At 59.6% G+C, this 26275-nt stretch carries 22 protein-coding genes; 19 read left to right on the forward strand and 3 right to left on the reverse strand.

Translation table 11 applies throughout. The features are described 5' to 3' along the window. The first annotated feature begins 56 nt into the window (after positions 1–56). Positions 57–275 carry a translation initiation factor IF-1 gene (infA, locus tag H097_RS03465; protein ID WP_002553999.1) on the forward strand — a complete coding sequence of 73 codons (219 nt, stop codon included), beginning with the start codon at positions 57–59 and terminating at the stop codon, positions 273–275. A 186-nt stretch (positions 276–461) separates the two neighbouring features. On the opposite strand, the gene clpA is transcribed toward infA, so the two are convergent. Then, complete coding sequence (gene clpA / locus H097_RS03470; protein WP_032857364.1) at positions 462–2732, reverse strand: ATP-dependent Clp protease ATP-binding subunit ClpA; 2271 nt, start codon at positions 2730–2732, stop codon at positions 462–464. Positions 2733–2761: 29 nt separating this feature from the next. Next, the gene (gene clpS / locus H097_RS03475) at positions 2762–3130 is read right to left on the reverse strand and encodes an ATP-dependent Clp protease adapter ClpS (protein ID WP_029293391.1); all 369 of its coding nucleotides are present in this window, start codon (positions 3128–3130) and stop codon (positions 2762–2764) included. Positions 3131–3354: 224 nt separating this feature from the next. Here clpS and cspD point away from each other — a divergent pair, with 224 nt between their 5' ends. Next, positions 3355–3654, forward strand: coding sequence for a cold shock domain-containing protein CspD (cspD, locus tag H097_RS28990; protein ID WP_032857551.1), 300 nt, complete (start codon positions 3355–3357; stop codon positions 3652–3654). Positions 3655–3733: 79 nt separating this feature from the next. Here the strand turns inward: cspD and icd are convergent, their stop codons facing one another. Beyond that, on the reverse strand, positions 3734–4990 hold the full coding sequence (gene icd / locus H097_RS03485; RefSeq protein WP_032857553.1) for an NADP-dependent isocitrate dehydrogenase: 1257 nt from the start codon (positions 4988–4990) through the stop codon (positions 3734–3736). A 495-nt stretch (positions 4991–5485) separates the two neighbouring features. Between icd and H097_RS03490 the strand changes: the two genes are divergently transcribed. The 17 genes from H097_RS03490 (at position 5486) to nuoH (ending at position 26270) form a co-directional block, all read left to right on the forward strand. Next, positions 5486–7711 (forward strand): NADP-dependent isocitrate dehydrogenase, encoded by a 2226-nt coding sequence (locus tag H097_RS03490; RefSeq protein WP_032857365.1) that lies wholly within the window; start codon positions 5486–5488, stop codon positions 7709–7711. A gap of 179 nt (positions 7712–7890) precedes the next feature. Then, on the forward strand, positions 7891–8292 hold the full coding sequence (locus H097_RS03495) for a carbohydrate-binding module family 20 domain-containing protein (RefSeq protein ID WP_032857367.1): 402 nt from the start codon (positions 7891–7893) through the stop codon (positions 8290–8292). Between the two features lie 523 nt (positions 8293–8815). Continuing rightward, positions 8816–9262 carry an NUDIX hydrolase gene (locus tag H097_RS03505; protein ID WP_032857370.1) on the forward strand — a complete coding sequence of 149 codons (447 nt, stop codon included), beginning with the start codon at positions 8816–8818 and terminating at the stop codon, positions 9260–9262. 59 nt (positions 9263–9321) lie between these two features. Continuing rightward, positions 9322–10446 (forward strand): tRNA 2-thiouridine(34) synthase MnmA, encoded by a 1125-nt coding sequence (gene mnmA / locus H097_RS03510; RefSeq protein ID WP_032857371.1) that lies wholly within the window; start codon positions 9322–9324, stop codon positions 10444–10446. Further along, positions 10443–11066 carry a high frequency lysogenization protein HflD gene (gene hflD / locus H097_RS03515; protein WP_032857372.1) on the forward strand — a complete coding sequence of 208 codons (624 nt, stop codon included), beginning with the start codon at positions 10443–10445 and terminating at the stop codon, positions 11064–11066. Before mnmA ends, hflD begins: the two co-directional genes overlap by 4 nt. Before the next feature lie 125 nt (positions 11067–11191). Next, a complete protein-coding gene (gene purB, locus H097_RS03520) occupies positions 11192–12562 on the forward strand; it encodes an adenylosuccinate lyase (RefSeq protein WP_032857373.1) in 1371 nt (456 codons plus the stop codon). Positions 12563–12646: 84 nt separating this feature from the next. Further along, on the forward strand, positions 12647–13816 hold the full coding sequence (locus tag H097_RS03525) for a cupin domain-containing protein (RefSeq protein WP_032857375.1): 1170 nt from the start codon (positions 12647–12649) through the stop codon (positions 13814–13816). Next, complete coding sequence (locus H097_RS03530) at positions 13809–14231, forward strand: GNAT family N-acetyltransferase (protein WP_032857376.1); 423 nt, start codon at positions 13809–13811, stop codon at positions 14229–14231. Before H097_RS03525 ends, H097_RS03530 begins: the two co-directional genes overlap by 8 nt. Before the next feature lie 239 nt (positions 14232–14470). After that, entirely contained in the window at positions 14471–15196 is a 726-nt protein-coding gene (locus H097_RS03535) for a secretin N-terminal domain-containing protein (RefSeq protein WP_032857378.1), read from the forward strand. A 508-nt stretch (positions 15197–15704) separates the two neighbouring features. Next, a complete protein-coding gene (gene aceA / locus H097_RS03540; protein ID WP_007946425.1) occupies positions 15705–17030 on the forward strand; it encodes an isocitrate lyase in 1326 nt (441 codons plus the stop codon). A gap of 578 nt (positions 17031–17608) precedes the next feature. After that, positions 17609–18022 (forward strand): NADH-quinone oxidoreductase subunit A, encoded by a 414-nt coding sequence (locus H097_RS03545; RefSeq protein ID WP_003219575.1) that lies wholly within the window; start codon positions 17609–17611, stop codon positions 18020–18022. Between the two features lie 10 nt (positions 18023–18032). Next, entirely contained in the window at positions 18033–18707 is a 675-nt protein-coding gene (locus H097_RS03550; RefSeq protein WP_012724951.1) for an NADH-quinone oxidoreductase subunit B, read from the forward strand. Between the two features lie 72 nt (positions 18708–18779). Beyond that, positions 18780–20564 (forward strand): NADH-quinone oxidoreductase subunit C/D, encoded by a 1785-nt coding sequence (gene nuoC, locus H097_RS03555; RefSeq protein WP_032857382.1) that lies wholly within the window; start codon positions 18780–18782, stop codon positions 20562–20564. A gap of 2 nt (positions 20565–20566) precedes the next feature. Then, complete coding sequence (nuoE, locus tag H097_RS03560) at positions 20567–21064, forward strand: NADH-quinone oxidoreductase subunit NuoE (RefSeq protein WP_029293358.1); 498 nt, start codon at positions 20567–20569, stop codon at positions 21062–21064. Further along, on the forward strand, positions 21061–22416 hold the full coding sequence (gene nuoF / locus H097_RS03565) for an NADH-quinone oxidoreductase subunit NuoF (protein WP_032857385.1): 1356 nt from the start codon (positions 21061–21063) through the stop codon (positions 22414–22416). The genes nuoE and nuoF overlap by 4 nt, the downstream gene beginning before the upstream one ends. 135 nt (positions 22417–22551) lie before the next feature. Further along, a complete protein-coding gene (gene nuoG / locus H097_RS03570; protein ID WP_032857387.1) occupies positions 22552–25266 on the forward strand; it encodes an NADH-quinone oxidoreductase subunit NuoG in 2715 nt (904 codons plus the stop codon). Beyond that, entirely contained in the window at positions 25263–26270 is a 1008-nt protein-coding gene (gene nuoH / locus H097_RS03575; RefSeq protein WP_017737147.1) for an NADH-quinone oxidoreductase subunit NuoH, read from the forward strand. The genes nuoG and nuoH overlap by 4 nt, the downstream gene beginning before the upstream one ends. Positions 26271–26275 lie beyond the last annotated feature (5 nt).

The raw sequence follows: 26275 nt of genomic DNA on the forward strand, positions 1-26275 counted from the left end.
CTTTTGCCTGGCGCAGTTGCACCGGGCCATTCACTGGATACCGAGGGCTTTACTGCATGTCGAAAGAAGACAGCTTCGAAATGGAAGGCACTGTCGTCGACACCCTGCCCAACACCATGTTTCGCGTGGAGTTGGAAAATGGGCACGTCGTAACCGCGCATATCTCCGGCAAGATGCGCAAGAACTACATTCGTATTCTTACCGGTGACAAAGTGCGCGTCGAGCTGACGCCCTATGACTTGAGCAAAGGGCGCATCACTTACCGCGCTCGCTAAACAAGTCAATACAAAACGCCCGGTTATGCCGGGCGTTTTTGTGTGCGTGATATTTATACAGGCCGCAAAACAACTGTAGGAGCGAGCTTGCTCGCGAAGAACCCAAGGACAACGCACCGAATCAGAAAGCATGCGTTATCGTTGACGATCTTCGCGAGCAAGCTCGCTCCTACAGGTTTACAGCAATCAGGCCATTTCGGCCGTGGTCTCGAACTCGAAGGTCAACTCGCCATCCTTCAAGTCGATATGCACCACGCCACCATGGTCGGAGAGCTCGCCAAACAGGATCTCTTCGGCCAACGGCCGCTTGATCTTGTCCTGGATCAGGCGCGCCATTGGGCGGGCGCCCATTGCCGCGTCGTAGCCACCCTCGGCGATCCAGCTGCGTGCCGCTTCCGTCACTTCCAACTGCACGCGCTTGTCTTCCAACTGCGCCTGAAGCTCGGTAAGGAACTTGTCCACCACGCTCTTGATCACCTCATGGCTGAGGCGACCAAACTGGATAATGGTGTCCAGGCGGTTACGGAATTCCGGCGTGAAGCTCTTCTTGATCACTTCCATGGCGTCGGAAGAGTGATCCTGATGAGTAAAGCCAATGGAAGCCCGCGCGGCCGTCTCGGCACCGGCGTTGGTGGTCATGATCACGATGACGTTGCGGAAATCCGCCTTGCGTCCGTTGTTGTCGGTCAGGGTCCCGTGATCCATGACCTGCAGCAGTAGGTTGAAGACTTCCGGGTGAGCCTTTTCGATTTCGTCGAGCAGCAACACACAATGCGGTTGCTTGGTGATCGCCTCAGTCAACAGGCCGCCCTGGTCAAAGCCGACATAGCCCGGAGGCGCACCGATCAGGCGTGACACAGTGTGCCGCTCCATGTATTCGGACATGTCGAACCGCACCAGCTCGATACCCATGGCCTTGGCCAACTGCCGCGCCGCCTCGGTCTTGCCGACGCCGGTAGGCCCGGCAAACAGGAACGAACCCACAGGCTTGTCCGGCGACTTGAGGCCGGCCCGGGACAGCTTGATCGCTGTCGACAGCGAGTCGATCGCCGCATCCTGGCCAAATACCGTCAGCTTGAGGTCGCGCTCCAGGTTACGCAGCAGCTCCTTGTCGGAACTGGTGACGTGTTTTGGCGGAATTCGCGCGATTTTCGCCACGATGTCCTCGACCTGCGGCACTTCAATACGCTTCACACGCTTCTCTACCGGCTGCAGGCGCTGATAAGCCCCTGCTTCGTCGATCACATCAATGGCTTTGTCCGGCATGTGCCGGTCATTGATGTAGCGCGACGCCAGCTCAGCGGCCGCACGCAGCGCCTCATCACTGTATTCGATGCCGTGGTGCGCTTCGAAACGCCCTTTCAGCCCACGCAGGATGCCGATGGTGTCTTCGACCGAAGGCTCGGACACATCGACCTTCTGGAAGCGACGCGCCAGGGCACGGTCTTTTTCGAAGATCCCGCGAAATTCCTGGAACGTGGTCGAGCCGATGCAACGGATATCGCCCGAAGACAGCAGTGGCTTGAGCAGGTTGGAAGCATCCATCACCCCACCGGAAGCCGCACCGGCGCCGATGATGGTATGGATTTCATCAATGAACAGGATCGCCTGCGGGCGCTTTTTCAGCTCGCCAAGCAACGCCTTGAAACGCTTTTCAAAGTCGCCACGGTACTTGGTCCCGGCGAGCAGCGCCCCCAGGTCAAGGGAGTAGACGACGCTATTGGCCAACAGGTCCGGTACCTGGTTATCAACAATACGCTTGGCCAGGCCTTCGGCAATCGCGGTTTTACCCACGCCGGCCTCGCCCACCAACAGTGGATTGTTCTTGCGCCGACGGGCCAGGATCTGCGCCACCCGCTCAACTTCCATCTCGCGCCCAACCAGCGGATCGATCCGCCCCTGGCGCGCCAGTTCATTGAGATTGCTGGCATAGGCATCCAGCGGGTTGCTTGAAGAAGAAGACTCACCGCCCTCGTCGTCCTGCATATCCTGCTCACCTTCGGAGTGATCGCCGTGCCCAGGCACTTTGGAGATGCCGTGGGCGATGTAGTTGACGACATCAATACGGGCAACGCTCTGCTGCTTGAGCAAGAACACTGCCTGGCTTTCCTGTTCGCTGAAAATTGCCACAAGCACATTGGCGCCCGTGACTTCACGCTTGCCGGAGCTCTGCACGTGGAAGACAGCACGCTGCAATACCCGCTGGAAGCCCAGGGTTGGCTGGGTCTCACGGTCCTCGTCATGCACGGGGATCAGTGGCGTGGTGGAGTCGATAAACTCCTGCAGATCATGCTTGAGCTTGTCGAGGTTGGCGCCGCACGCACGCAGAACGGTGGCGGCAGCTTCGTTATCCAAAAGTGCCAGCAGCAGGTGTTCGACGGTCATGAATTCATGACGCTTCGAACGAGCCTCCTTGAAGGCAAGATTAAGGGTGACTTCGAGCTCGCGGTTTAACATAGCTTCACCTCATACCCAAGTGGTCGGAGTTAACCGTCCTTCTCGATTTCACAGAGTAGCGGATGCTGGCTTTCCCTGGCGTACTGGTTGACCTGCATGGCCTTGGTCTCGGCGATGTCGCGGGTAAACACTCCACATACTGCCCGTCCTTCTGTGTGAACGGCCAGCATTACCTTGGTCGCCAACTCGCGGTTCAGATTAAAAAACACCTCGAGTACTTCGACGACGAAATCCATCGGCGTGTAGTCATCATTGAACAAAACCACCTTGTACATCGGCGGCGCCTGTAAAGCAGGCTTGGCCTCTTGAACAGCGATGCCTGCAGAACCGTCATCGTCTTCTAGATGATCCGGGCGATCCTGATTGAATGTTAGTCGAATCTGGCTGAATGCATGCATGGAAAGAAAGGTTCGTCAGTTGTGCATTTACAGTGGTGGGGGCGACCTGTCAGAAATTCAACTCCGACCGACTGGTCAACTTGACTATCGGCAAAACGGTGATACAACCAATAGAACCCACAGTGGGTAAAAAAGGTCCGCGCAGTCAACCTTATTTATTCGGGTTAGGACGGATAAACTGGATGATACTCCAGTGATGGAGTCTGGTGCAGAGGGATATGGGTATGTCTGGCGTCAAGATCAACGGCAAGGTCAAATGGTTCAACAATGCCAAGGGATACGGCTTCATTAATGAAGACGGCAAGGATGAAGACCTTTTTGCGCATTTCTCGGCGATTGCCATGGAGGGGTATAAAACGCTGAAAGCGGGCCAGCAGGTGTCCTTTGAGATCATCCAGGGACCCAAGGGCCTGCATGCTGTCGAAATCTGCGCAGCCGGTGCGGCTGCACCTGGAAAACCCCACGAAGACAAGCACGACAAGGCAGATAAATCCGCTCCTTCCAAAAAGAAGCAAACGGCCTGATCAGCCACTGAGTAGATACCCTGCATAAAAAACGGCCATCCCGAGCAGTCAGGATGGCCGTTTTCTTATGGCTTTCGGCTTACATGTGCGAAATCAACGCATCCCCAAAGCCCGACGACGACACCAGCTTGGCGCCGTCCATCAAGCGCTCGAAGTCATAGGTTACGGTCTTGGCCGAAATCGCCCCGTTGGTGCCCTTGATGATCAAGTCGGCGGCTTCGGTCCAGCCCATGTGACGCAACATCATTTCGGCCGACAGAATCAACGAACCGGGGTTGACCTGGTCTTTGCCGGCGTACTTGGGCGCAGTACCGTGGGTGGCTTCGAACATCGCCACGGTATCCGACAGGTTGGCGCCCGGCGCAATACCGATACCCCCCACTTCTGCCGCCAGGGCGTCGGAGAGATAGTCGCCGTTGAGGTTCAGGGTGGCGATCACATCGTATTCGGCCGGACGCAGCAGGATCTGCTGGAGCATGGCGTCGGCAATGGCGTCCTTGACCACAACGTTCTTGCCGGTGCGCGGGTTCTTGAACTGCATCCACGGCCCACCATCAAGCAGGGTCGCGCCGAACTCTTCGGCCGCCACTTCATAGGCCCATTCCTTGAAGGCACCTTCGGTGAACTTCATGATGTTGCCCTTGTGGACGATGGTCAGCGACTCGCGGTCGTTATCCACTACATATTGCAGGGCCTTGCGCGCCAGGCGCTTGGTGCCCTCCTTGGAAACCGGCTTGACGCCAATCCCGCAATCCTGGTCGAAACGAATCTTGGTGACGCCCATTTCTTCTTTCAGGAACTTGATGACCTTGATCGCTTCCGGCGAGCCGGCTTTCCACTCGATACCGGCGTAAATATCCTCGGAGTTTTCACGGAAGATGGTCATGTCCACATCGCCTGGTTTCTTGACCGGGCTTGGTACACCTTCGAACCAGCGCACCGGGCGCAGGCAGACATACAGGTCCAGTTGCTGGCGCAGCGCCACGTTCAGCGAGCGGATGCCGCCACCGACCGGCGTGGTCAGCGGGCCCTTGATGGAAACCACGTAGTCCTTGACCGCGTCCAGGGTTTCCTGGGGCAGCCAGGTGTCCTGGTCGTAAACTTGAGTCGCCTTCTCGCCGGCATACACCTCCATCCAGGAGATTTTGCGCTTGCCGCCGTAAGCCTTGTTAACAGCTGCATCGACCACCTTGATCATCACCGGGCTGATGTCGACGCCAATACCGTCACCTTCGATGAAGGGAATGATCGGGTTATCAGGAACATTGAGAGAATGGTCTGCGTTGACGGTGATTTTGTCGCCGACTGCCGGAACCTGAATCTTCTTGTATCCCATGCTGAACTCCGTTTGTGGATTGAACATCTGGCTGTGTCCGAGCCTACTCCAGTTGAATGTGGACTGGAACCTTGCCCCCGGCACATTTGCGGCGAAAACCGTAGATTTAGTCGCCTACAACCTTGAAACAAAAGGGAAAAACGCCAAACTTGAGCACTACGTGCGACTTTAGGCGCAATCAGGCCCCTGCGACCTTTAGACCAATGGACGACCCACCTTTTGTATGAAGGCTCGGCGTAAGCATAGCGACCTATGTATAATGCCGCCGCTGACCAAAGAGTCACGACGGCCGACCGCTCTATATCGAGCACCTGCGCCTGAAAAAGCCGGGCTGCCACCGTAGCCCACCCGCTTGACGCTCGACTGATGCAACCCAACATCACCGCGAAGAAACATCGACATTCGGCTCATGGATGACTTTGAACGAACGCGCTTTACCCGGCGCATCTCGAGTTTCCGCGCACGCTTTTAGCAAAGAAGAGAGTTAATCCGAATATGCCCACCCGCTCGAAGATCATCTATACCTTCACCGACGAAGCCCCGGCCCTCGCCACCTATTCACTGCTGCCTATCGTAGAGGCCTTCACCGCTTCCGCTGATATTGAAGTGGAAACCCGCGATATCTCCCTCGCAGGGCGCATCCTCGCAAGCTTCCCCGAGCAACTGGGCAACAAGGCTGTTGCGGACCACCTCGCCGAACTGGGCGCCCTGGCCGTAACCCCCGAAGCCAACATCATCAAGCTGCCTAACATCAGCGCCTCGACCCCGCAGCTGCAAGCCGCGATCAAGGAACTGCAAGCCCAGGGCTACGCCCTGCCGGACTACCCGGAAACCGTAACCACCGACGCGGAAAAAGAAACCCGCGCACGTTACGACAAGGTCAAGGGCAGCGCCGTGAACCCGGTCCTGCGCGAAGGCAACTCCGACCGCCGCGCGCCACTGTCGGTCAAGAACTACGCACGCAAGCACCCGCACAAAATGGGCGCCTGGGCTGCCGACTCCAAGTCCCACATTGCGCACATGAGCAATGGCGACTTCTACGGCAGTGAAAAAGCCGTACAGATCGAAGCCGCTGACGCGGTCAAAATCGAACTGGTCGGCAAGGATGGCACCACCACCGTCCTGAAAGAAAAGACCACCGCACAGGCCGGTGAGATCCTCGACAGCGCCGTGCTGAGCAAGAACGCCCTGCGCGCGTTCATTGCCGCCGAAATCGAAGACGCCAAGAAACAGGGCGTACTGCTGTCGGTTCACCTCAAAGCCACCATGATGAAGGTCTCCGACCCGATCATGTTCGGCCAGATCGTTGCCGAGTTCTATAAAGACGCCCTGGCCAAGCACGCCACCGTGCTCGAACAGATCGGCTTCAACCTGAACAACGGCATCGGCGACCTGTACGCTCGCATCAAGGCCCTGCCGGCCGACCAGCAAGCGCAGATCGAAGCGGACATCCAGGCGGTCTACGCCGCTCGCCCATCGCTTGCGATGGTCAACTCCGACAAAGGCATCACCAACCTGCACGTGCCGAGCGACGTGATCGTCGACGCCTCGATGCCAGCCATGATCCGTGACTCCGGCAAGATGTGGGGCACCGACGGCCAACTGCACGACACCAAGGCCGTGATCCCGGATCGCTGCTACGCCACCATCTACCAGGCGGTCATCGAAGACTGCAAGGCCAATGGTGCCTTCGACCCAACCACCATGGGCAGCGTGCCAAACGTTGGCCTGATGGCGAAGAAAGCCGAAGAGTACGGCTCCCACGACAAGACCTTCCAGATCAAGGCTGACGGCGTAGTCCGCGTCACCGATAGCAAGGGCAACCTGCTGATGGAACAGTCGGTTGAAGCCGGCGACATCTTCCGCATGTGCCAGACCAAAGACGCGCCGATCCAGGACTGGGTCAAACTGGCCGTCAACCGCGCCCGCGCCAGCGGCACACCGGCCATCTTCTGGCTGGACCCGCTGCGCGCCCATGACGGCGTCGTGGTCGAGAAAGTTCAGGCCTACCTGAAAGACCACAACACCGAAGGCCTGGACATCCGCATCATGTCGCCGGTCGACGCGATGAAGTTCACCCTGGAACGCACCCGCAAGGGCCTGGACACCATCTCGGTGACCGGCAACGTACTGCGCGACTACCTGACTGACCTGTTCCCGATCATGGAACTGGGCACCAGCGCCAAGATGCTGTCGATCGTACCGCTGATGAACGGTGGCGGCCTGTTCGAAACCGGCGCTGGCGGCTCGGCTCCAAAACACGTGCAGCAGTTGCTGGAAGAAAACTTCCTGCGCTGGGATTCCCTGGGCGAGTTCCTGGCCCTGGCCGCGTCCCTTGAGCATTTGGGTGTGAACTACAACAACCCGAAAGCCCTGGTACTGTCCAAGACCCTGGACCAGGCCACCGGCCAGTTCCTCGACAACAACAAGTCGCCATCGCGCAAAGTCGGCAACATCGACAACCGCGGCAGCCACTTCTACCTGGCGCTGTACTGGGCACAAGCCCTGGCCGCCCAGACTGAAGATACCGCGCTGCAGGCGCAGTTCGGCGAACTGGCAAAAACCCTGGCCGAGAACGAGGCAACCATCGTTGCCGAACTCAACGCCGTACAGGGCAAGCCAGTGGACATCGGCGGCTACTACGCGCCGAATCCTGAGCTGACTAGCAAGGCTATGCGTCCGAGCAGCACGCTTAACGCGGCGATTGCCAAGTTGAAGTAAGTTCGCAAAGGAACATCACAAACCCCGGCCAAGTGCCGGGGTTTGTGTTTTCCCGCGTTCACAACAGAAGAACTATCGCGAAAAACTCTAATGAACTGTAAGTTCTAACAGGTTACTTCCAGCCCTCCGAAGAGCATTCTGCTGCCGTACTCAACGACTTGAGGGCAGGAGACAATCAAATGCTGCGCATTCATTATCTATTGCCACTGAGCGCTCTCTTACTTGCGATACTGTCCGCAGCCAACGCCGGCCAGAACGTACAAATTGAGTATTTCCTCAACGTAAGCTTTACCTGTCATAACGGCCACACCAAACCGGGATACAGCGTGTTTATTAGCGGATCACGCCCAGAGCTGGGAAATTGGGATCCATCCAAAGCCGTATTACTCAAAAACCCAGGCCACCCAACCTGGTCTGGCAGGGTACAGTTCAAAAACGTTAAACCCGGTGACACGCTGGAATGGAAATGCATCATCCGCAATGAAAAAGACCCACTGGAAAAACCACAATGGCAGCCAGACCCTGACAATCAGGTAACATTTGCCTTCTCTCCAGAGCCGCAGGCAGTCGGCACATTCTGACCAGCACGCATTTCCAGCGACTTAAACCACCCCGTATTCCGTGCGCCGCGACTTATACCAAGGCTCCCAGCCCATCCTCTACTTGAGCTCGACAGCCAGGACATCGGAACATGCACGCCACCTTGACCCATGCCAGCAAAACCTCCTGCCTCTCACGCTCCCCAGCCATACCAACATAAACACGCGCAAAGACACGCCAGAGCATAATAAAGGCAACAGGCAGCCGCGATGCCAGGCGCACCTCGTAGCTTTTGCGGGCAACCGGATTCATGACACTCTTCAATAACGACTGTTCTGAAGAGGTAACCTGCGCCCCGGTCTGGCTCCGGTAAAATCACATAATGTCAGGCGCATCATGCAGATTGCTTATGCCGCCTCACTGAAGAAACCCAATCAAAATGTGGGAGCGGGCTTGCTCGCGAAAGCGGTAGCTCAGCCAATATATTCGGTGGTTCAAACACCGCCTTCGCGAGCAAGCCCGCTCCCACACTGACCGCGTCACACCCTGAATCAAGGCGTTCAAATGACCTGGCAACCCCACATCACCGTCGCCACCATCGTCGAAGACAACGGCCGCTTCCTGATGGTCGAAGAACTCAAGGACGGCCGCGCCGTGCTCAACCAGCCCGCCGGCCATCTCGACCCGCACGAAACCCTGACCGAAGCCGCCGTACGTGAAACCCTCGAAGAAACCGGCTGGGACGTCGAAGCCACCGGCATTGTCGGCATTTACCTGTACACGGCCCCAAGTAATGGGGTGACCTACCAGCGCGTGTGCTTTATCGCCAAGGCCCTGAAACACCACCCGGACTATCAACTGGACGAAGGCATCGTGCGCGCCCGCTGGCTGACCCGTGACGAACTGATGGCCGTGCGCGACGACTGGCGCAGCGAGCTGATCATCCGCTGTATCGATGATTATCTGGCCGGTCACTGCCACAGTCTCGAATTGATCCGCCCTTCTCTTTAGCCTTGCGGGCTCGGGCCTGCTAGAATCGCGTCCTTTTTCAAGACACCCGTTGAAATCCTATGCGTGATCCAGCCCCTTCTGACACACAAAAGAAGCGCGTCATCGTCGGCATGTCCGGCGGCGTGGATTCTTCCGTTTCCGCCGTTCTGCTCATGGAGCAGGGTTATGAGGTGGAAGGCCTGTTCATGAAGAACTGGGAAGAAGACGATGGAACGGAATACTGCACCGCCATGGACGACCTGGCCGATGCCCAGGCCGTCTGCGACAAGATCGGTATCAAGCTGCACACCGCCAACTTCGCCGCCGAGTACTGGGACAATGTGTTCGAGCACTTCCTGGCCGAATACAAGGCCGGTCGCACGCCGAACCCGGACATCCTGTGCAACCGCGAAATCAAGTTCAAGGCGTTCCTCGACTACGCCATTATCCTCGGCGCCGACCTGATTGCCACTGGCCACTACGTGCGCCGTCGCGATATCGATGGGCGCACCGAACTGCTCAAGGGCCTGGACCCGAACAAGGACCAGAGCTACTTCCTGCACGCCGTGGGCGGTGAACAGATCGCCAAGACCCTGTTCCCGGTGGGCGAGCTGGAAAAACCCGAAGTGCGCAAGATCGCCGAGAAACACGGCCTGGCTACCGCGAAGAAGAAAGACTCCACGGGGATCTGCTTTATCGGCGAACGCCGCTTCAGCGACTTCCTCAAGCAGTACCTGCCGGCGCAACCGGGCGAGATCAAGACCACTGAAGGTGAAGTCATCGGCCGTCACCACGGCCTGATGTACCACACCATCGGCCAGCGCCAGGGCCTGGGCATCGGCGGCTTGAAAGACGCCGGTGAAGAGCCGTGGTACGTGCTGGTCAAGGACCTGGAAAACAATGTGCTGATCGTCGGCCAGGGCAATGAGCACCCGCTGCTGTTCTCCGGCGCACTGCTGGCCTCGGAGATCTATTGGGTCAACCCGATCGACCTGAGCACTCCACGCCGCCTGACCGCCAAGGTGCGCTATCGCCAGAGCGACCAGCCCTGCACCCTGGAAAAAACCGCCAGCGGCTACCGTGCGACGTTCGATGATCCGCAGCGCGCGGTCACGCCTGGTCAATCGGTCGTGTTCTACGACGGTGAGATTTGCCTGGGGGGCGGCGTGATTGAAGTCGCCGAACCCTGGAGCAACCCGGCATGAGCCCGACCCAGGAGCAATTGACAGCACTGGGTGGGGTCTTCCTCGCCGCCGTGCTGGTGGACAAGATCGCCAAGACCGGCCAGGTGACCGAGGCGGGCCTGACCTGCATGCTCGGCAGCTTGCTGGTGGTCGACCCCAAGGACACTCTGGATGTGTACGGCGGCGACGACCTGAGCCTGCGTGAGGGTTATCGCGCCCTGATCGGCGCCCTCGAACGCGACCCGAGCACCTTGCAGCGCGAGCCGTTGCGTTACGCCCTGTCGATGCTCGGCCTTGAGCGGCAGTTGGCCAAGCGCGACGATCTGCTGGAAACCATCGGCAAACGCCTGCCGCAGATCCAGTCACAAGTGCAACACTTCGGCCCGGCCCACGAGAACGTGATCGCCGCCTGTGGTGCGCTGTACCAGGACACCTTGAGCACCTTGCGCCAGCGAATCCAGGTTCATGGCGACATGCGCAACCTGCAACAACCGAACAACGCCTCGAAAATCCGCGCCCTGCTCCTAGCCGGTATTCGCTCGGCGCGGTTGTGGCGCCAGTTGGGCGGTCATCGTTGGCAGTTGGTCATCAGCCGTCGCAAATTGCTTAAAGAGCTTTACCCGTTGATGCGCAACGAATAAGTCGCAGCAACAGGCCATTTTCAAGCCGTTACGCGTAATACGCCGGTCAGTTGGCGACGGACCGGCGGATTTTTTCATGTATGATACGCGCCCCATTTCGTTGCCCGACTGTCCGAGAACACCCCATGCAGCTCTCTTCGCTCACTGCGGTTTCCCCTGTTGACGGCCGCTACGCCGGCAAAACCCAGGCCCTGCGCCCTATTTTCAGCGAATACGGCCTGATCCGTGCTCGTGTACTGGTTGAAGTGCGCTGGCTCCAGCGCCTGGCCGCTCACCCTGCCATCAGCGAAGTGCCGGCGTTCTCCGCCGAGGCCAACGCTGTACTGAACACCCTGGCGGAAAACTTCTCCCTGGAGCACGCCGAGCGTGTGAAAGAGATCGAGCGCACCACCAACCACGACGTCAAAGCCATCGAGTACCTGCTCAAGGAGCAAGCGGCCAAATTGCCGGAACTGGCCCAGGTCAGCGAATTCATCCACTTTGCCTGCACCAGCGAGGACATCAACAACCTGTCCCACGCCCTGATGCTGCGCGAAGGCCGTGATGACGTGATGCTGCCACTGATGCGCCAGACCGCCAACGCCATCCGCGAACTGGCCATCCGCTTCGCCGACGTGCCGATGCTGTCGCGCACCCACGGCCAACCGGCCTCGCCGACCACCCTGGGTAAAGAACTGGCCAACGTGGTGTACCGCCTGGAGCGCCAGATCGCTCAAGTGGCCGCCGTGCCGTTGCTGGGCAAGATCAACGGCGCCGTAGGCAACTACAACGCCCACCTGTCGGCCTACCCTGAGATCGACTGGGAAGCCAACGCCCGCGCCTTCATCGAAGACGAGTTGGGCCTGGGCTTCAACCCGTACACCACGCAGATCGAACCGCACGACTACATCGCCGAGCTGTTCGACGCCATTGCACGCTTCAACACCATCCTGATCGACTTCGACCGTGATATCTGGGGCTACATCTCCCTGGGTTACTTCAAGCAGCGCACCATCGCTGGCGAAATCGGTTCGTCGACCATGCCGCACAAGGTCAACCCGATCGACTTCGAAAACTCCGAAGGCAACCTGGGGATCGCCAACGCCCTGTTCCAGCACCTGGCCAGCAAGTTGCCAATCTCCCGCTGGCAGCGCGACCTGACTGACTCCACCGTATTGCGCAACCTCGGCGTGGGCTTTGCCCATAGCGTGATCGCGTACGAAGCCAGCCTCAAAGGCATCAGCAAGCTGGAACTCAACGCGCAGAAAATCGCCGCTGACCTGGACGCTTGCTGGGAAGTCCTGGCCGAGCCGATCCAGACCGTAATGCGCCGCTACAACATCGAAAACCCGTACGAAAAGTTGAAAGAGCTGACACGCGGCAAGGGCATCAGCCCCGAGGCGTTGCAGTCCTTCATCGACGGCCTGGACATGCCCGCCGCGGCCAAGGCCGAGCTGAAACTGCTGACCCCGGCCAACTACATCGGCAACGCTGTAGAGCAAGCCAAACGCATCTGATTGCGGCTTGAACCCTTAAGACGCCCGGCAGCGCCGGGCGTTTTTATTCCTGTCTTAAAAGTGCTTTTTTTCAATAGGTTACACATGAATCCTGATATTCCTCTTCAACTTCTGGGCGGCATCACGGCACGGGAATTCCTGCGCGACTACTGGCAGAAAAAACCGCTGCTGATCCGCCAGGCCATCCCTGATTTCGAAAGCCCGATCGACGCCGACGAACTGGCAGGCCTGGCCCTGGAAGAAGAAGTCGAATCGCGACTGGTGATCGAACACGGCGAACGCCCGTGGGAACTGCGCCGCGGCCCGTTTGCCGAAGACGCCTTCAGCAGCCTGCCCGAGCGCGAGTGGACCCTGTTGGTGCAGGCGGTCGACCAGTTCGTGCCGGAAGTGGCCGAGCTGCTGGAGCAGTTCCGCTTCCTGCCAAGCTGGCGCATCGACGACGTGATGATCAGCTTTGCTGCCCCCGGTGGCAGCGTCGGTCCACACTTCGATAACTACGACGTATTCCTGCTGCAAGCCCAGGGCAAGCGTAACTGGAAGATCGGCCAGATGTGCAGCTCGGAAAGCCCGCTGCTGCAGCACGCCGACCTGCGCATCCTCGCCGAATTCGAAGAGACTGCCGAATGGGTGCTGGAACCGGGCGACATGCTTTACCTGCCGCCGCGCCTGGCGCACTTCGGCATCGCTGAAGATGACTGCATGACCTACTCGGTAGGTTTCCGCGCACCGAGCGCCGCCGAAGTGCTGACTCACTTCACCGACTTCCTCAGCCAGTACCTGACGGATGAAGAACGCTACACCGACGCCGACGCCCAGCCCGTCAGCGACCCGCACCAGATCCAGAGCGACGCCCTGGACCGCCTCAAGAGCCTGCTGGCCGAGCACATGAGCGATGAGCGCATGTTGCTGACCTGGTTCGGCCAGTTCATGACCGAGCCGCGCTACCCGGAACTGGTCGCAGGCCCCGAAGAGCTGGCGCAGGACGAAGTGATCAGCAGCCTGGAAGACGGCGCGGTACTGATCCGCAACCCAAGCGCGCGCCTGGCCTGGTCGGAAGTGGACGACGACGTACTGCTGTTCGCCAGCGGCCAGAGCCGTTACCTGCCGGGCAAACTGCGCGAACTGCTGAAGATGATCTGCGCCGCCGACGCCCTGCACGTGGACAACCTGGGGCCGTGGCTGGCCGATGAAGATGGCCGCGACCTGCTATGCGAACTGGTCAAGCAAGGAAGCCTGGGGTTTGCCGATGAATAAAATTCGCGTACGTGTCGCAGACTGGCAAAAGGATATCGCCGAGATTCGGCGCATTCGTGAAGCGGTATTTATCGCTGAGCAATCGGTTCCACCTGAGCTGGAGTGGGACGCAGACGACGCTGGAGCCATGCATTTCCTCGCGCTGGAAGGCGACTTTCCGATTGGCACCGCTCGCCTGCTGCCCAGTGGCGAGATCGGCCGTGTGTCGGTCCTTAAGGACTGGCGCGGGCTGAAGGTCGGCGACAAGCTGATGGAAGCGGTGATGGGTGCGGCTGAGAAACGCGGCCAGACCCGGCAGTTCCTCAGCGCACAGGTGTATGCCGCGCCGTTTTATGAGCGGCTGGGGTTCAAGATCGTCAGCGGGGAGTTCCTGGAAGTCGGGATCCCCCATGTTGATATGGAGCGCGAGGGCTGACTTTAGCCCGAGTCGCGCCCTTCGCGGAGCAAGCCCGCCCCCACATTTGATCAAGTTCGACCTCTGGAATGCGGTCAAATGTGAGAGCGGGCTTGCTCGCGAAGGCGTCATCAGCAACACCCAAAAAGGCCCTGTCATCCACCGATGCCAGGGCCTTTTGCCGTCTACGATTCAACTTGCGCCCCACCAGGCCGATAAACTGGCACTATCAAGCCCAAATGACTGCAGAGATAACGGACATGTCCCTACGCACCCTAGTCGCCAGCCTGCTCATGGCCGTCAGTTTTTCAGCAATTGCAGCTACCGAAGTCCTACCCCTGAACAACCGCACCAGCGCCGACCTGTTGCCCGTTGCGCAGAATTTCATTGGCAAGGACGGCACGGTCAGCGCCTACGGCAATCAGTTGATCGTCAATGCCGAGCCGGACAAAATCCAGGGCTTGCGCGCCCTGCTCGCACAACTGGACACACCCTCCAAACGCTTGCTGATCACCGTCGACACCAACGAGAACAACCAGCAAACCAATAGCCACATCATCACCTACAGCACCGAAAGCCGTGATGGCGGGATCCAGCAGATCCAGGCCAGCGAAGGCGTGCCAGCACTGATCCAGGTCGGCCAGAGCGTGCCACTGACCACCTCCCAGCCCGACGCCTATGGCCGCCCACAGAACCAGACCCAGTACCGCAACGTCACTCAGGGCTTCTACGTGACTGCCAGCGTCACCGGCGAGACCGTACACCTGAGCATCAGCACCAATCGTGACCGCATGAGCCAGGAGCGTCCCGATGTAGTGAACGTGCAAAGCACCGACACAACTGTCAGCGGGCGCCTGGGCGAGTGGATCACCCTGGCCGGCGTCAACCGCCAGACCCAGGCTGATAAACAGGGCGCGACCCGCACCTACTCGACTCAAGGCCGGGATGACCTGACACTGCGGGTCAAAGTCGACCCCCTGAACTGAAGCACCAAAAACTGACTGATTAGTCGTATTAGACCAAAGATGTAGTGCTATAAAAAAAGCACTACAAAACATTTGACGATCCAAAAAAGCATGGGCATGATGGCCTCGCTCCCGCTAATCAGGGGCCCTGGCAAGGGCCTTCGGATCGTCGCTCTAAGCTACCCACCTGAGCCGATTCGTGTCTGTACCGCCCACAAGGCGTGTTTGACGAGGTTGCGACTGGAACGAAGTTGTCCCGAGGGACGGAAGCTAACCAGGTAACCCGGCAACACACTGATGGATCGTATCAAGGCCCACGACGCCCGAAGACTGTTCTCGGTTCGCCTCTACCTGCTCACTTTCTCCCTTGAGCTCATCGTTCATCCCGTCGCCTTCCCCGCCAGACCCGACTTGACCGCCTAAGCTTCTGGTCAGCGAGCAGCCAAACCCACGCACTGAATACGTGGCTGGCAAACGGAATTTTCAACCCAGTAGTTTTTCCACAAAAGACGCGACGAGGTTTTTCCCCATGGCACTGACACGCGAACAGCAAATTGCAGCCCTTGAAAAAGACTGGGCTGAAAACCCACGCTGGAAAGGCGTGACTCGCGCTTACTCCGCTGCTGACGTCGTCCGCCTGCGCGGCTCGGTTCAACCTGAGCACACCTTCGCAAAACTGGGCGCCGAGAAGCTGTGGAACCTGGTCACCCAGGGCGCCAAGCCGTCCTTCCGTCCCGAGAAAGATTTCGTCAACTGCATGGGCGCCCTGACCGGTGGCCAGGCTGTGCAACAAGTCAAGGCTGGCATCCAGGCGATCTACCTGTCCGGCTGGCAAGTGGCTGCGGACAACAACTCCGCCGAGTCCATGTACCCTGACCAGTCGCTGTACCCGGTGGACTCCGTGCCAACCGTGGTCAAGCGCATCAACAACTCGTTCCGCCGCGCCGACCAGATCCAGTGGAAAGCCGGTAAAGGTCCGGGCGACGAAGGCTACATCGACTACTTCGCGCCAATCGTGGCTGACGCCGAAGCCGGTTTCGGTGGCGTACTGAACGCCTACGAGCTGATGAAGAGCATGATCGAGGCAGGCGCTGCCGGTGTTCACTTCGAAGACCAACTGGCTTCCGTGAAAAAATGCGGCCACATGGGCGGCAAGGTACTGGTCCCGACCCAGGAAGCCGTACAGAAGCTGACCGCTGCCCGCCTGGCTGCTGACGTTGCCGGCACCCCGACCATCATCCTGGCCCGTACCGACGCCAACGCAGCTGATCTGCTGACGTCGGACTGCGACCCGTACGACCAGCCGTTCGTGACTGGCGAACGCACTCAGGAAGGCTTCTACAAAGTACGCGCCGGTCTCGACCAGGCGATCGCCCGTGGCCTGGCCTACGCACCGTACGCCGACCTGATCTGGTGCGAAACCGCCAAGCCAGACCTGGACGAAGCCCGTCGCTTCGCTGAAGCGATCAAAAAGGAATACCCGGACCAACTGCTGTCCTACAACTGCTCGCCTTCTTTCAACTGGAAGAAGAACCTGGACGACGCGACCATCGCCAAGTTCCAGCGCGAACTGTCCGCCATGGGCTACAAGCACCAGTTCATCACCCTGGCCGGCATTCACAACATGTGGCACAGCATGTTCAACCTGGCGCACGACTACGCCCGCAACGACATGACTGCCTACGTGAAGCTGCAAGAGCAGGAATTTGCCGACGCGTCCAAAGGTTACACCTTCGTGGCGCACCAGCAGGAAGTGGGCACTGGCTACTTCGACGACATGACCACCGTAATCCAGGGCGGCTCCTCGTCCGTGACCGCGCTGACCGGCTCGACCGAAGAAGAACAGTTTCACTAAGTGACCTGAGCACACGGCCATTGCGGGCCCGATAGAAAGCTAACCGCAGTGCCGCACAATCTGACGCCCCGACTGGTTCGGGGCGTTTTTTTTGCCCCGAGAAAACCCTCCTGCCCCAGCGAAGATCAGAATCTCCCACAATAAAAATGCGACCAACCTGATGTTTTGCGCAAAACCTTGATCCAGAGCGGTATTCACTTAGGAAAAATCGGTTAAAAGTTGCGCGCTAGCAACTTGCGCCAAACGGGCAAGTAACAACAACTTCCCCCGCGACGCGCCCAACACCCGCTTAAAACTCTTGCAAACAATATTCATTATCATTTAGAGCATTAAAACTTCGTTACACCCTAAACAAAACACAGCTTGGTTAAATTAATGCGAATGCCCGTACCATCTGGGCTACAGCCCCATAAAGGTGCACTATGTCCTTAATTCAGCGAATAAATTAGCTACAGGAATTTTACTTGCTAGGTGTTTAGCCATAAAATCACCGCGATTGATTGCGCTGCGACATATCGTCACTGCGTCGTTACTTTTTCGAGCTCAGAGACCTTTGCTCTCTGTTAAGGATTTCCAGCATGACCGAAGCGACAGGACTCATGGCCCACAACTGGGGCTTTGCCATTTTCCTTCTCGGTGTTGTCGGCCTTTGCGCCTTCATGCTCGGTGTTTCCAGCCTCCTCGGGTCAAAAGCCTGGGGCCGCAGCAAAAACGAACCGTTCGAGTCCGGCATGCTACCTACAGGTGGCGCCCGCTTGCGGCTCTCAGCCAAATTCTATCTGGTCGCGATGCTGTTCGTGATCTTCGATATCGAAGCCCTCTTTCTCTTTGCCTGGTCTGTGTCTGTTCGCGAAAGCGGCTGGACCGGATTCGTCGAAGCTCTCGTTTTCATAGCAATTCTGTTGGCAGGCCTTGTCTACCTATTTCGAGTGGGCGCCCTTGACTGGGCTCCGGAAGCTCGTCGCAAGCGGCAAGCGAAGCTGAAACAATGAGGCTTTGGCGATGCAATACAATCTCACCAGGATCGACCCGGATGCTCCTAACGATCAGTACCCCATCGGCGAACGGGAAACCGTCTCCGATCCGTTAGAAGACCAAGTCCACAAAAACATCTACATGGGCAAGCTGGAAGACGTGCTGAGTGGCGCGGTCAACTGGGGGCGCAAAAATTCCCTGTGGCCGTACAACTTCGGCCTTTCGTGCTGCTACGTGGAAATGACCACCGCCTTCACGGCGCCCCATGACATCGCGCGCTTTGGCGCCGAAGTTATCCGGGCATCGCCGCGCCAGGCGGATTTCATGGTTATCGCCGGCACCTGCTTTATCAAGATGGCGCCGATCATCCAGCGTCTCTACGAGCAAATGCTCGAACCAAAGTGGGTGATCTCCATGGGTTCGTGCGCCAACTCCGGTGGCATGTACGACATCTACTCCGTGGTTCAGGGGGTGGACAAGTTCCTGCCCGTGGACGTCTACGTGCCTGGCTGCCCGCCCCGCCCTGAAGCATTCCTGCAAGGCTTGATGCTGCTGCAGGAATCGATTGGCAAGGAGCGTCGCCCGCTTTCCTGGGTCGTCGGCGATCAAGGCGTGTACCGCGCCGAGATGCCGTCGCAAAAGGAACAGCGCCGCGAACAGCGAATCGCAGTCACCAACCTGCGCAGCCCCGACGAAGTCTGATCCAGCACCGCTTCTTTTATAGAACGAAAACCTGGCTTCATTCTTTACGTTGACCGAAAGCGATAAAAAACCATGACTACAGGCAGTGCTCTGTACATCCCGCCTTATAAGGCAGACGACCAGGATGTGGTCGTCGAACTCAATAACCGTTTTGGCCCTGACGCCTTCACCGCCCAGGCCACGCGCACCGGTATGCCGGTGCTGTGGGTGGCGCGTGCCAAACTCGTCGAAGTCCTGACCTTCCTGCGCAACCTGCCCAAGCCGTACGTCATGCTCTATGACCTGCATGGCGTGGACGAGCGTCTGCGTACCAAGCGCCAGGGGCTGCCGAGCGGCGCCGACTTCACCGTGTTCTATCACCTGATGTCGCTGGAACGTAACAGCGACGTGATGATCAAGGTTGCCCTCTCGGAAAGCGACTTGAGCATCCCGACCGTGACCGGCATCTGGCCGAACGCCAGCTGGTACGAGCGTGAAGTCTGGGACATGTTCGGTATCGACTTCCCGGGCCACCCGCACCTGACGCGCATCATGATGCCGCCGACCTGGGAAGGTCACCCGCTGCGCAAGGACTTCCCGGCGCGCGCCACCGAATTCGACCCGTTCAGCCTGAACCTGGCCAAGCAGCAGCTTGAAGAAGAAGCCGCACGCTTCCGCCCGGAAGACTGGGGCATGAAGCGTTCCGGCACCAACGAGGACTACATGTTCCTCAACCTGGGCCCGAACCACCCTTCGGCCCACGGCGCATTCCGTATCATCCTGCAGCTGGACGGCGAGGAAATCGTCGACTGCGTGCCCGACATTGGCTACCACCACCGTGGTGCCGAGAAGATGGCCGAGCGCCAGTCCTGGCACAGTTTCATCCCGTACACCGACCGTATCGACTACCTCGGCGGCGTGATGAACAACCTGCCGTACGTGCTCTCGGTCGAGAAGCTGGCCGGCATCAAGGTCCCGGACCGCGTCGACACCATCCGCATCATGATGGCCGAGTTCTTCCGGATCACCAGCCACCTGCTGTTCCTGGGTACCTATATCCAGGACGTCGGCGCCATGACCCCGGTGTTCTTCACCTTCACCGACCGTCAGCGTGCGTACAAGGTCATCGAAGCCATCACGGGCTTCCGCCTGCACCCGGCCTGGTACCGCATCGGCGGTGTGGCCCACGACCTGCCGAACGGCTGGGAGCGCCTGGTCAAGGAGTTCATCGACTGGATGCCCAAGCGTCTGGACGAGTACCAGAAAGCCGCCCTGGACAACAGCATCCTCAAGGGTCGGACCATCGGCGTCGCTGCCTACAACACCAAAGAGGCCCTGGAATGGGGCGTCACCGGTGCGGGCTTGCGTTCGACGGGTTGCGATTTCGACCTGCGCAAGGCGCGTCCGTACTCCGGCTACGAGAACTTCGAGTTCGAAGTCCCGCTGGCGGCCAATGGCGATGCCTACGACCGTTGCATCGTGCGCGTCGAAGAAATGCGCCAGAGCCTGAAGATCATCGAGCAGTGCATGCGCAACATGCCGGCAGGCCCGTACAAGGCGGATCACCCGCTGACCACGCCGCCGCCTAAAGAGCGCACCCTGCAACACATCGAAACCCTGATCACGCACTTCCTGCAAGTCTCGTGGGGCCCGGTGATGCCGGCCAACGAGTCCTTCCAGATGATCGAAGCGACCAAGGGTATCAACAGTTATTACCTGACGAGCGATGGCGGCACCATGAGCTACCGCACCCGGATTCGCACCCCAAGCTTCCCGCACTTGCAGCAGATCCCTTCGGTGATCAAAGGCGAGATGGTCGCGGACTTGATTGCGTACCTGGGTAGTATCGATTTCGTTATGGCCGACGTGGACCGCTAAGCATGAACAGCACGCTTATCCAGACAGACCGTTTCACCTTGAGTGAAACCGAGCGCTCGGCCATCGAGCACGAGCTGCATCACTACGAAGATCCGCGCGCAGCGTCGATCGAAGCCTTGAAGATCGTCCAGAAGGAACGTGGCTGGGTGCCCGACGGCGCCCTCTACGCCATTGGCGAGATCCTCGGCATCCCGGCCAGCGACGTTGAAGGCGTGGCCACGTTCTACAGCCAGATCTTCCGCCAGCCGGTCGGCCGCCACATTATTCGCGTGTGCGACAGCATGGTCTGCTACATCGGCGGCCACGAGTCGGTGGTCGACGCGATCCAGAGCAAGCTGGGCATCGGCCTCGGCCAGACCACTGCAGACGGGCGTTTCACCCTGCTGCCGGTGTGCTGCCTGGGTAACTGCGACAAGGCGCCGGCGTTGATGATCGACGACGACACATTCGGCGACGTCCAGGCCTCTGGCGTCACCCAATTGCTTGAGGGCTACCCATGACCCTGACTTCCTTTGGCCCGGCCAACCTGATCAAGCGTTCGGCCGAAACCCACCCGCTGACCTGGCGCCTGCGTGACGACGGCGAGGCAGTATGGCTTGACGAGTACCAGGCCAAGAACGGTTATGCCGCAGCGCGCAAGGCTTTTTCCGACATGGCCCAGGACGATATCGTCCAGACCGTGAAGGATGCCGGCCTCAAGGGTCGCGGCGGTGCTGGCTTCCCCACGGGTGTGAAGTGGGGCCTGATGCCCAAGGACGAATCCATCAACATCCGCTACTTGCTGTGCAACGCGGATGAAATGGAGCCCAACACCTGGAAAGACCGCATGCTGATGGAGCAACTGCCCCATCTGCTGATCGAGGGCATGCTGATCAGTGCCCGCGCGCTGAAAACCTACCGTGGCTATATCTTCCTGCGTGGCGAATACACCACCGCCGCCAAGCACCTGAACCGTGCCGTGGAAGAAGCCAAGGCCGCAGGCCTGTTGGGCAAGAACATCCTCGGTTCGGGTTTTGACTTCGAGCTGTTCGTGCACACCGGCGCCGGGCGTTATATCTGCGGTGAAGAAACCGCCCTGATCAACTCCCTTGAAGGCCGCCGTGCCAACCCGCGCTCCAAGCCGCCCTTCCCTGCCGCCGTGGGCGTGTGGGGCAAGCCGACCTGCGTGAACAACGTCGAGACCCTGTGCAACGTGCCGGCGATCATCGCCGACGGCGTGGACTGGTACAAATCCCTGGCCCGCGAAGGCAGCGAAGACATGGGCACCAAGCTCATGGGCTTCTCCGGCAAGGTCAAGAACCCAGGCCTGTGGGAGCTGCCATTCGGCGTGACCGCCCGCGAGCTGTTTGAGGACTACGCCGGCGGCATGCGCGACGGCTACACCCTGAAAGCCTGGCAGCCAGGCGGCGCCGGTACCGGCTTCCTGCTCCCTGAACACCTCGACGCACAAATGTATGCCGGCGGCATCGGCAAGGTAGGCACCCGGATGGGTACCGGCCTGGCGATGGCGGTGGACAATACCGTGAACATGGTGTCGTTGCTGCGCAACATGGAGCAGTTCTTCGCCCGTGAATCCTGTGGTTTCTGCACCCCGTGCCGCGATGGCCTGCCATGGAGCGTCAAGCTCCTGATGGCCATCGAGAAAGGCGAAGGCCAGCCGGGGGATATCGAGACCCTGCTGGGCCTGGTCGGTTTCCTCGGCCCTGGCAAGACCTTCTGTGCTCACGCACCGGGTGCCGTGGAGCCACTGGGCAGCGCAATCAAGTACTTCCGCTCGGAGTTCGAAGCCGGCATCGCGCCCAAAAGCGCCGCCGTCCCGCCTCTGGCAAAGCCGATCGTAGTCGGCGCGTAACGCTTCAATAAGCGAAGGGTCCGTGCCCTTCGCTTTGTCATGTGCTGACGCCTTGAAGGCTGTGTTGATGCACATGAATAACAAGATTCCATTAGCCACGCCCGCTGACAACGGGCCAACGAAGAACTTTGAACCATGGCCACTATCCACGTAGACGGCAAAGCGCTCGAAGTCGATGGGGCAGACAACCTGTTACAGGCGTGTCTGTCACTAGGCCTCGACATCCCTTATTTCTGCTGGCACCCCGCGCTTGGTAGCGTCGGTGCCTGTCGCCAGTGTGCGGTCAAGCAGTACACCGACGAGAACGACACCCGTGGTCGTATCGTCATGTCCTGCATGACCCCAGCCACCGACAACACCTGGATCTCCATCGAAGATGAAGAGTCCAAGGCGTTCCGCGCCAGCGTTGTCGAATGGCTGATGACCAACCACCCCCACGACTGCCCGGTCTGTGAGGAAGGCGGTCACTGCCACCTGCAAGACATGACGGTGATGACCGGCCACAACGAGCGCCGTTATCGCTTCACCAAGCGTACCCACCAGAACCAGGAACTGGGCCCGTTCATTTCCCACGAAATGAACCGCTGCATCGCCTGCTACCGCTGCGTGCGTTTCTATAAAGACTACGCCGGCGGCACCGACCTGGGCGTCTTCGGTGCCCACGACAACGTGTACTTCGGTCGCGTTGAAGACGGCGTGCTCGAAAGCGAATTCTCCGGCAACCTCACCGAGGTCTGCCCGACCGGTGTGTTCACCGACAAGACCCACTCCGAGCGCTACAACCGCAAGTGGGACATGCAGTTCGCCCCGAGCATCTGCCATGGCTGCTCCAGCGGTTGCAACATTTCCCCGGGCGAGCGCTACGGGGAACTGCGTCGCATCGAAAACCGCTTCAACGGTTCGGTCAACCAGTACTTCCTGTGCGACCGTGGCCGTTTCGGCTATGGCTACGTCAACCGCGAAGACCGTCCGCGTCAGCCACTGCTGCCCGATGGTGCCAAGCTGAGCCTGGACGACGCGCTGGATAAAGCCGCCGACCTGCTGCGCGGCCGTAACATCGTCGGTATCGGTTCGCCGCGAGCCAGCCTCGAAAGCAACTACGCGTTGCGCGAACTGGTCGGTGCCGAGCACTTCTACAGCGGTATCGAAGCCGCTGAACTGGAGCGCATCCGCCTGGTCCTGCAGGTGCTGAACGACAGCCCGCTGCCCGTGCCGAACATGCGCGACATCGAAGACCACGATGCGATCTTCGTCCTCGGTGAAGACCTGACCCAGACCGCCGCCCGTGTGGCACTGTCCCTGCGTCAGTCGGTCAAAGGCAAGGCCGAAGAAATGGCCGACGCCATGCGCGTCCAGCCGTGGCTTGACGCCGCCGTGAAAAACATCGGCCAGCACGCGCTGAACCCGCTGTTTATCGCAAGCCTGGCTGAAACCAAGCTCGACGATATCGCCGAAGAGTGCGTGCACGCAGCGCCAGACGACCTGGCCCGCATCGGTTTCGCCGTGGCCCACGCCCTTGACGCCAGCGCGCCTGCCGTCGAAGGCCTGGACGCAGAAGCCGTGGCCCTGGCCCAGCGCATCGCCGACGCCCTGCTGGCGGCCAAGCGTCCTTTGATCATTGCCGGTACCTCGTTGGGTTCCAAGGCGCTGATCGAGGCCGCAGCCAACATCGCCAAGGCCCTCAAGCTGCGCGACAAGAACGGCTCCATCAGCCTGGTTGTACCGGAAGCCAACAGCCTTGGCCTGGCCATGCTCGGCGGCGAGTCCGTGGACGCAGCCCTGCAAGCGGTGATCGACGGCAATGCCGACGCCATTGTGGTGCTGGAAAACGATCTGTACACCCGCACCGATGCCGCCAAGGTTGACGCTGCACTGAACGCCGCCAAAGTGCTGATCGTCGCCGACCACCAGAAGACCGCCACCAGCGACCGTGCCCACCTGGTGCTGCCAGCCGCCACCTTCGCCGAAGGCGACGGTACCCTGGTCAGCCAGGAAGGCCGCGCCCAGCGCTTCTTCCAGGTGTTCGATCCGAAGTACATGGACGCCAGCATCCTGGTTCACGAAGGCTGGCGCTGGCTGCATGCCCTGCGCGCAACCCTGTTGAACCAGCCGATCGACTGGACCCAACTCGACCACGTCACCGCCGCCACCGCCTCCAGCGCACCGCAACTGGCGCGTATCGTCGATGCCGCACCGTCCGCCGCGTTCCGCATCAAGGGCATGAAACTGGCCCGTGAACCGCTGCGTTACTCCGGGCGTACCGCCATGCGCGCTGACATCAGCGTGCACGAACCGCGTGCCCCACAAGACAACGACACCGCGTTCGCCTTCTCCATGGAAGGTTACTCGGGTTCGGTCGAGCCACGTCAGCAGGTGCCTTTCGCCTGGTCGCCGGGCTGGAACTCGCCGCAGGCCTGGAACAAGTTCCAGGACGAAGTCGGTGGTCATATCCGCGCTGGCGACCCGGGCACCCGCCTGATCGAAAGCACCGGTGACTCGCTGAACTGGTTCGCTGGTGTGCCGCGTCCGTTCAACCCGGCCCAGGGCACCTGGCAGGTTGTGCCGTTCTTCCACCTGTTCGGCAGCGAAGAGAACTCTTCCAAGGCCGCGCCGGTGCAAGAGCGCATCCCGGCGGCCTACGTGGCGCTGGCCAAGTCCGAAGCCGACCGCCTGGGCGTCAACGACGGTGCCCTGCTCAGCTTGAACGTAGCCGGCCAGACCCTGCGTCTGCCGCTGCGCATCAACGACGAGTTGGGTGCTGGCCTGGTTGCCCTGCCAAAAGGCATCGCCGGCATTCCGCCGGCGATCTTCGGCCACACCGTTGACGGTCTGCAGGAGGCAGCGCAATGACTTGGTTCACTCCTGAAGTGATCGACGTGATCATCTCGGTGGTCAAGGCCATCGTGATCCTGCTGGCCGTGGTGGTCGCGGGCGCCCTGCTCAGCTTCGTCGAACGTCGCCTGCTGGGCTGGTGGCAGGACCGTTATGGTCCGAACCGCGTAGGCCCGTTCGGCATGTTCCAGATCGCTGCCGACATGCTGAAAATGTTCTTCAAGGAAGACTGGACCCCACCGTTTGCCGACAAGGTGATCTTCACCCTGGCACCGGTCGTGGCCATGAGCGCCTTGCTGATTGCCTTCGCAATCATCCCGATCACCCCGACCTGGGGCGTGGCGGACCTGAACATCGGCTTGCTGTTCTTCTTCGCCATGGCCGGTTTGTCGGTCTACGCGGTGCTGTTCGCCGGTTGGGCCAGTAACAACAAGTTCGCCCTGCTGGGCAGCTTGCGGGCCTCGGCCCAGACTGTGTCCTACGAAGTGTTCATGGGCCTGGCGCTGATGGGCATCGTGGTGCAGGTTGGCTCGTTCAACATGCGCGACATCGTCGAGTACCAGGCGCAGAACCTGTGGTTCATCATCCCGCAGTTCTTTGGCTTCTGTACCTTCTTCATCGCTGGCGTGGCCGTGACTCACCGTCACCCCTTCGACCAACCGGAAGCGGAACAGGAACTGGCCGACGGCTACCACATTGAATACGCCGGCATGAAATGGGGCATGTTCTTCGTCGGTGAGTACATCGGCATCATCTTGATCTCGGCCCTGCTGGTCACGCTGTTCTTCGGCGGCTGGCACGGTCCGTTCGGCATCCTGCCGCAGTTGGCGTTCTTCTGGTTCTTCCTCAAGACCGCGTTCTTCATCATGTTGTTTATCCTGCTGCGCGCTTCCATTCCGCGCCCACGATACGACCAGGTGATGGATTTCAGCTGGCGCTTCTGCCTGCCGCTGACCCTGATCAATTTGCTGGTGACTGCTGCCGTTGTGTTGTTGAACACGCCAGCGGGCGCGGTTCAGTGAGGATT

Origin of the sequence: Pseudomonas sp. FH4, from assembly GCF_000510915.2 — a bacterium.
GTDB classification, from domain to species: domain Bacteria; phylum Pseudomonadota; class Gammaproteobacteria; order Pseudomonadales; family Pseudomonadaceae; genus Aquipseudomonas; species Aquipseudomonas brenneri.

What these genes read in the sequence shown, in the direction of transcription:
- clpS (WP_029293391.1), bottom strand. Translation starts at nt 3,130, where the DNA reads ATGCATGCATTCAGCCAGATTCGACTAACATTCAATCAGGATCGCCCG.
- nuoG (WP_032857387.1), top strand. Translation starts at nt 22,552, where the DNA reads ATGGCCACTATCCACGTAGACGGCAAAGCGCTCGAAGTCGATGGGGCA.
- H097_RS03550 (WP_012724951.1), top strand. Translation starts at nt 18,033, where the DNA reads ATGCAATACAATCTCACCAGGATCGACCCGGATGCTCCTAACGATCAG.
- purB (WP_032857373.1), top strand. Translation starts at nt 11,192, where the DNA reads ATGCAGCTCTCTTCGCTCACTGCGGTTTCCCCTGTTGACGGCCGCTAC.
- nuoH (WP_017737147.1), top strand. Translation starts at nt 25,263, where the DNA reads ATGACTTGGTTCACTCCTGAAGTGATCGACGTGATCATCTCGGTGGTC.
- clpA (WP_032857364.1), bottom strand. Translation starts at nt 2,732, where the DNA reads ATGTTAAACCGCGAGCTCGAAGTCACCCTTAATCTTGCCTTCAAGGAG.
- H097_RS03505 (WP_032857370.1), top strand. Translation starts at nt 8,816, where the DNA reads ATGACCTGGCAACCCCACATCACCGTCGCCACCATCGTCGAAGACAAC.
- infA (WP_002553999.1), top strand. Translation starts at nt 57, where the DNA reads ATGTCGAAAGAAGACAGCTTCGAAATGGAAGGCACTGTCGTCGACACC.
- cspD (WP_032857551.1), top strand. Translation starts at nt 3,355, where the DNA reads ATGTCTGGCGTCAAGATCAACGGCAAGGTCAAATGGTTCAACAATGCC.
- H097_RS03525 (WP_032857375.1), top strand. Translation starts at nt 12,647, where the DNA reads ATGAATCCTGATATTCCTCTTCAACTTCTGGGCGGCATCACGGCACGG.
- aceA (WP_007946425.1), top strand. Translation starts at nt 15,705, where the DNA reads ATGGCACTGACACGCGAACAGCAAATTGCAGCCCTTGAAAAAGACTGG.
- H097_RS03490 (WP_032857365.1), top strand. Translation starts at nt 5,486, where the DNA reads ATGCCCACCCGCTCGAAGATCATCTATACCTTCACCGACGAAGCCCCG.
- nuoC (WP_032857382.1), top strand. Translation starts at nt 18,780, where the DNA reads ATGACTACAGGCAGTGCTCTGTACATCCCGCCTTATAAGGCAGACGAC.
- mnmA (WP_032857371.1), top strand. Translation starts at nt 9,322, where the DNA reads ATGCGTGATCCAGCCCCTTCTGACACACAAAAGAAGCGCGTCATCGTC.
- icd (WP_032857553.1), bottom strand. Translation starts at nt 4,990, where the DNA reads ATGGGATACAAGAAGATTCAGGTTCCGGCAGTCGGCGACAAAATCACC.
- hflD (WP_032857372.1), top strand. Translation starts at nt 10,443, where the DNA reads ATGAGCCCGACCCAGGAGCAATTGACAGCACTGGGTGGGGTCTTCCTC.
- H097_RS03530 (WP_032857376.1), top strand. Translation starts at nt 13,809, where the DNA reads ATGAATAAAATTCGCGTACGTGTCGCAGACTGGCAAAAGGATATCGCC.
- nuoF (WP_032857385.1), top strand. Translation starts at nt 21,061, where the DNA reads ATGACCCTGACTTCCTTTGGCCCGGCCAACCTGATCAAGCGTTCGGCC.
- H097_RS03545 (WP_003219575.1), top strand. Translation starts at nt 17,609, where the DNA reads ATGACCGAAGCGACAGGACTCATGGCCCACAACTGGGGCTTTGCCATT.
- H097_RS03495 (WP_032857367.1), top strand. Translation starts at nt 7,891, where the DNA reads ATGCTGCGCATTCATTATCTATTGCCACTGAGCGCTCTCTTACTTGCG.
- H097_RS03535 (WP_032857378.1), top strand. Translation starts at nt 14,471, where the DNA reads ATGTCCCTACGCACCCTAGTCGCCAGCCTGCTCATGGCCGTCAGTTTT.
- nuoE (WP_029293358.1), top strand. Translation starts at nt 20,567, where the DNA reads ATGAACAGCACGCTTATCCAGACAGACCGTTTCACCTTGAGTGAAACC.